This is a genomic window from Craterilacuibacter sp., from assembly GCF_051659485.1.
Lineage (GTDB): Bacteria > Pseudomonadota > Gammaproteobacteria > Burkholderiales > Chromobacteriaceae > Craterilacuibacter.
Genome location: NZ_JBOFOO010000270.1, coordinates 1 through 4342, shown reverse-complemented (window position 1 = coordinate 4342; position 4342 = coordinate 1). Strand labels below are relative to the sequence as shown.

The window sequence follows — 4342 nt, the reverse complement described above, 5'->3', positions numbered from 1 at the left end:
GGTAAAGCTCACCATGGCATTGATAAACAGGCCGAAATTGAGGGTGATTGCACCTGCTTCTTTGGCGGCGGCAACCGAGATATAGGGGCCCGCCAGTTTGCTGCCTTCCTTGAGTACTAAAAAAAGGTTGGAAAAGTCGACATTGCCGAGCAATATCCCGATAGGGGGCATGATGATGTCGTCGACCATTGATTTAACAATGGTGCCGAATGCGCCGCCAATAACCACCGCTATCGCGAGGTCAAGGACGTTGCCACGCACTGCAAAGTCGCGAAACTCTTTCAGAATGGACATGCGGAACTACCTCGTTTCGTTCAGGGTTGAATAATTTTAGGCCTTACATCACAGTCCATGCTGCTAAAAGCCATATGCTTATCATAATGACTTTTCCCGTTATTTGCTGTTTTTGCTGTAAGCGGTGAGTTAAAAATGGAGGCAGAGGAGAGGGAGACTGGTAATCAGTAAGGCTGGCTTGCTTTGCCGTGCTTGAGTTGTCAAATTCAGTACGTGAAAAAGCCGGACGTTTTATCGTCCGGCTTTTAAAATATGGCTCCCCGAGCAGGGCTCGAACCTGCGACCTGCGGATTAACAGTCCGTCGCTCTACCAACTGAGCTATCAGGGAATTGCTGAGAACCGAACTATACACAGGGTGCTTCTTTGCGTCAACACCTCGGTGGTTTGTTTTGTGTTTTTGGTGTGTGTGGGGCAAATCGGGTTGATTGAAATTTGTTTATATGTCCTTATCTGCGAGCTATTGAGCACCCAATGGGCGGTGCTTGCCAACAAGGCGGAAAATGGGGTGAATATGATAATAAAAGACTGGTTGGAACAACAAGGCGCAGTATGTGATGAAGGAGGCTTGTTACGCTTTAATGATGCGACGGCCGCCTGGCAAGGCTTGGAAGCGGGGGCGGTGCTGGCTCCCTTGACCGGTTTTGTCGTGCTCGAGATTGATGGCGTCGATGCCGAGCCTTTCTTGCAAGGGCAATTGTCAAACGATATCCGCGAACTGGAAAATGGGTGCGCTCAATACAGTACTTACTCTACCGCCAAGGGGCGGATGCTGGCTAATTTCCTGATATGGAAAGAAAAAGAGATCTATAGTCTTTTATTGCCGCTTGGGTTGGTTGATTCCATTGTTAAAAGATTGCGTATGTTTGTGATGCGCTCCAAGGTGTGCATTAAAATTGCCGATTATGTTCCTGCTTTGTTATCCGGCCCTTTGGCATCGGAGGTGTTGGGGAAAATAGGCCTGCCCGCACCTGAAGGCAGGATGGAACAGTCTGCTATTCCTGATGGCATGGTAGTGAATCTGCCTTTTGCCGGCTATTTGTTGGTGCAGAAAATGGACACTACACTGCAACTATGGCAAAAATTACGCCATTATTCTGCATTGGGCGGGAGCGGAATTGTTGATCTAATCTTTATTCGCTCCGGTTTTGCATGGGTGTTGGTGCCGACTCAGGAAGCTTTTGTGCCACAAATGGCCAATATGGAATTAGTGTCGGCAATCAATTTCCGTAAGGGTTGCTATCCTGGGCAAGAGATTGTCGCCCGTATGCAGTATTTGGGGAAATCCAAGCGCAGGCTTTACCGGATTGTAACCGAGGGTGCAAGCTTGCTTGTCGGCGATGGCGTTTTCGTAAAAGAGGCGCCTGATCAATCTGTGGGTACGATTGCTGCGGTAGCGACGCTGGAAAATGGTAAGCAAGAGGCGCTGGTTGTTATGTTGATTTCGGCGTGGGAAGGAGAAGTTTGTGCCGGGAAAAGTGCGGCTTTGCTTCAACTCTTATCTTTGCCTTATGTGGTAACAGATAAGACATAAATACCTACCCACTGATTTAATGAGGGTTGGCTTGACTAGATAATAAAAACTAGCTAACTTATAATGGCTGTAAATAAACAATAGGCATTCACCATGCAAATCGAAACACTGTCTTATCCTGAACTTCTCCAGCTTAAATCTGACGTTGAGTCGGAACTTGGCAAGCGCGAGCAAGAAGAAAAATCCAAAGCACGCAAGCAGATACTTGAAATTGCCCGTACTTATGGCCTTAGCGTTGAAGACGTTTTAACCAAAACCGGCAATGTACGTAAAACTGTCGAGGCTAAATATTGCCATCCGGATCACTCTGATATGACCTGGACCGGCCGTGGCCGTAAGCCGGTATGGGTGGTTGAGTTGTTGGCGTCCGGTAAGTCGATGGCAGATTTGGTCATCTGATTGTTGCGTGATGCCCGCCAAACGCCGCGAGCTATTCGCGGCGTTTTCATTGGTGTATTGATGATGGCAGGCTGTAGTTAGGATATAGTTGTATGGCATCGCAGGCTCGGCTTCCGTCGCGGCTACAACTGTCCCGCCAATATTGATGAGATAGGTACCGTGATGAGCAGGTTTGATTTTTTGTCTTTTGGTTCCGGCAAGAAAAAGCCGGCGGGCCCTTTCCTTAGTGCGGCCAGTGCCAGTGAGTGGATGCAGCAACTGGTGACTGAGCATGGCCCTGCCGCTAACGAGGCGCTATGCGAGGAACTTGCCCGCTTTAATGAGTCGGCCAGTGTCGGGATGCTGACGGCGGACACGCTGGAAGCTTTGTTGACGCTTAACCGTCTGTCCCAGCCTTTGCAGGCGAAGCTACGCACGCAGTACTTGATGAGTGTGCGCCTGCCCAAAGTGCTGGAAACACAGTTGCGCAATCAGATTTCATATTACAGCAAACTGTTTTGTATGGTGTACCAGCGCTTTCTGATGGCCGAGCCTGCCGGTCCGGACAGGGCACGCATTCATGCCCTGTTGCCTCTGGCCATTGCGCGCATGATGTATTACCAGAGTGAAGCCGCGTTGTGGCAGTACTTCCGTCATTTTTCGCCAGACAATGTCTTCTGGACCAATGTGCACCAGCTATATCATCTGGCCGAAACACGCGGCATGGCCAGTACCCCCTTGTTCCTGTTTGACGAGGAGAGGGGAACCACAGTGCAGGATCAGTATCTGGTGTTGTTGCTGGTTTCATTGACTGCGAGTGGTAATCTGCTGCCGCGGCAGATCAATATGACTTATTTGCTAGCGCAGCGCTTGAGTAGCAGAACCAGCTTGCTGGCTGACAAGGCGGTAGAGGCCAGTTTTGCAGTCAATCTGGCCATGGGGGCGCCGCCTGCTCGCCCTTTTGCTAGCGCCGCCTCTACAATGCGCTACTGGGAAACATCCGAGTTGGTCGAGCAGCTTAATAGCTGGCTGATCATGCTGGATAGCGGACGTATGCCCGATGAGCTAAAGGCCTTGCAGGAGCCCGGGCTGGATGCCTCCTTGCTGCGTTATCTGCTGCGGGAGTGGGCATCTAAACCTTACCACTTTGAACGCGCCCAGCGTTTGCCTATCAGTGGTAAATCACTTGAGGTTGCACACCGCTTACCCCTGTTGCACAAGTTGATACGCGAACCAGATGAAGAAAAAATGGCGCGCGAAAAAGAGGCGTCATTTTCTGATGAAGCGGGCGAGTTGCGTATCTATGGTTTTGTCACCAGCCGTAGCCGCACTCGTGCTACCGCAGCGGGTGCAAAATCTGACGATGCGCCGAAAGTGCCCTTGCCGGTGTGTCTTGTCGATAACCAGAGCGATAGCGGCCTGGGAATTTCGCTGGATGCTATCGGTAATGAATGGGTTACGCTTGGTGCCTTGCTCGGCTTTCGTGATGGAAGTGAAACGCAGTGGAGCTTGGGTATCGTGCGTCGTATCAAACGGCCGGCTCCGGAGCGGATCTATCTGGGTGTAGAGATATTGTCCGCACGACCGGTAGCGGCGAGCCTCCGGACTGAAGACGGGGGCGTACAGCGGCCTGCTTTGCCTATCGAGCGTGTATGGCTAGGGGGGGAGATTGCCCTGTTTGTGCCTTGTGTACGCGAAGGTCGCAAGATCAATGCACTGGTACTCGCGATCTCCTCGTATTCTCTGGGTAAGCCATTTTATATGACGGCACGCGGGCGCCATTTCATGGTTGCGCTAGGTAAGGTGCAGGATAAGGGCAGCGACTGGTGTCTGTGTGAAATCGAATTAATCAAATCGCTGGAGGCCTTGCCCTAGGCTGGTCGCCGCCATCAAAAAAAGCCCCGCTGGGGCTTTTTTTGTTTGCTGCCGTTTTGTCAGCGCAAGTGGCGCACTACGGCCATTATCGGTGATAAAGCGGCCTCACCCATGCGCAGGCTGCGCTGGCCGTTCCAGCCGAAGTCGTCATCCGGTAAGTTGGCATTATCCTTGAACGGCATTTCCAGGGTGAAAGCCAGGCAATTAAACTGTTCTGCCACCCAGGCGGTAGCCCAAGTCAGAGCAGCCTCTCCCTTTTGCTG

At 51.4% G+C, this 4342-nt stretch carries 4 protein-coding genes, 1 tRNA gene and 1 pseudogene; 3 read left to right on the top strand and 3 right to left on the bottom strand.

The genetic code is table 11. The annotated features are described in order from the left end of the window. Both mscL and ACRC1E_RS09330 read right to left on the bottom strand, forming a co-directional pair. The coding region (mscL, locus tag ACRC1E_RS09335) for a large conductance mechanosensitive channel protein MscL (protein WP_438514823.1) at positions 1–294 on the bottom strand (294 nt) is incomplete at its 3' end. Positions 295–547: 253 nt separating this feature from the next. Beyond that, positions 548–623: transfer RNA gene (locus tag ACRC1E_RS09330), tRNA-Asn, on the bottom strand. Between the two features lie 63 nt (positions 624–686). Between ACRC1E_RS09330 and ygfZ the strand changes: the two genes are divergently transcribed. From ygfZ to ACRC1E_RS09315, 3 genes are all read left to right on the top strand, one after another. Beyond that, positions 687–1826 carry a CAF17-like 4Fe-4S cluster assembly/insertion protein YgfZ gene (gene ygfZ, locus ACRC1E_RS09325; RefSeq protein WP_438514822.1) on the top strand — a complete coding sequence of 380 codons (1140 nt, stop codon included), beginning with the start codon at positions 687–689 and terminating at the stop codon, positions 1824–1826. A 93-nt stretch (positions 1827–1919) separates the two neighbouring features. Continuing rightward, on the top strand, positions 1920–2225 hold the full coding sequence (locus ACRC1E_RS09320; protein ID WP_438514821.1) for an H-NS histone family protein: 306 nt from the start codon (positions 1920–1922) through the stop codon (positions 2223–2225). A gap of 162 nt (positions 2226–2387) precedes the next feature. After that, the gene (locus ACRC1E_RS09315; RefSeq protein ID WP_438514820.1) at positions 2388–4079 is read left to right on the top strand and encodes a hypothetical protein; all 1692 of its coding nucleotides are present in this window, start codon (positions 2388–2390) and stop codon (positions 4077–4079) included. Positions 4080–4138: 59 nt separating this feature from the next. On the opposite strand, the pseudogene ACRC1E_RS09310 reads toward ACRC1E_RS09315, so the two are convergent. Then, positions 4139–4342, bottom strand: a pseudogene (locus ACRC1E_RS09310) (hypothetical protein); the annotation flags it as partial.

Excerpts from the sequence above, each read along its gene's own strand:
- ACRC1E_RS09320 (WP_438514821.1), top strand. The coding sequence starts at position 1,920 with ATGCAAATCGAAACACTGTCTTATCCTGAACTTCTCCAGCTTAAATCT.
- ACRC1E_RS09315 (WP_438514820.1), top strand. The coding sequence starts at position 2,388 with ATGAGCAGGTTTGATTTTTTGTCTTTTGGTTCCGGCAAGAAAAAGCCG.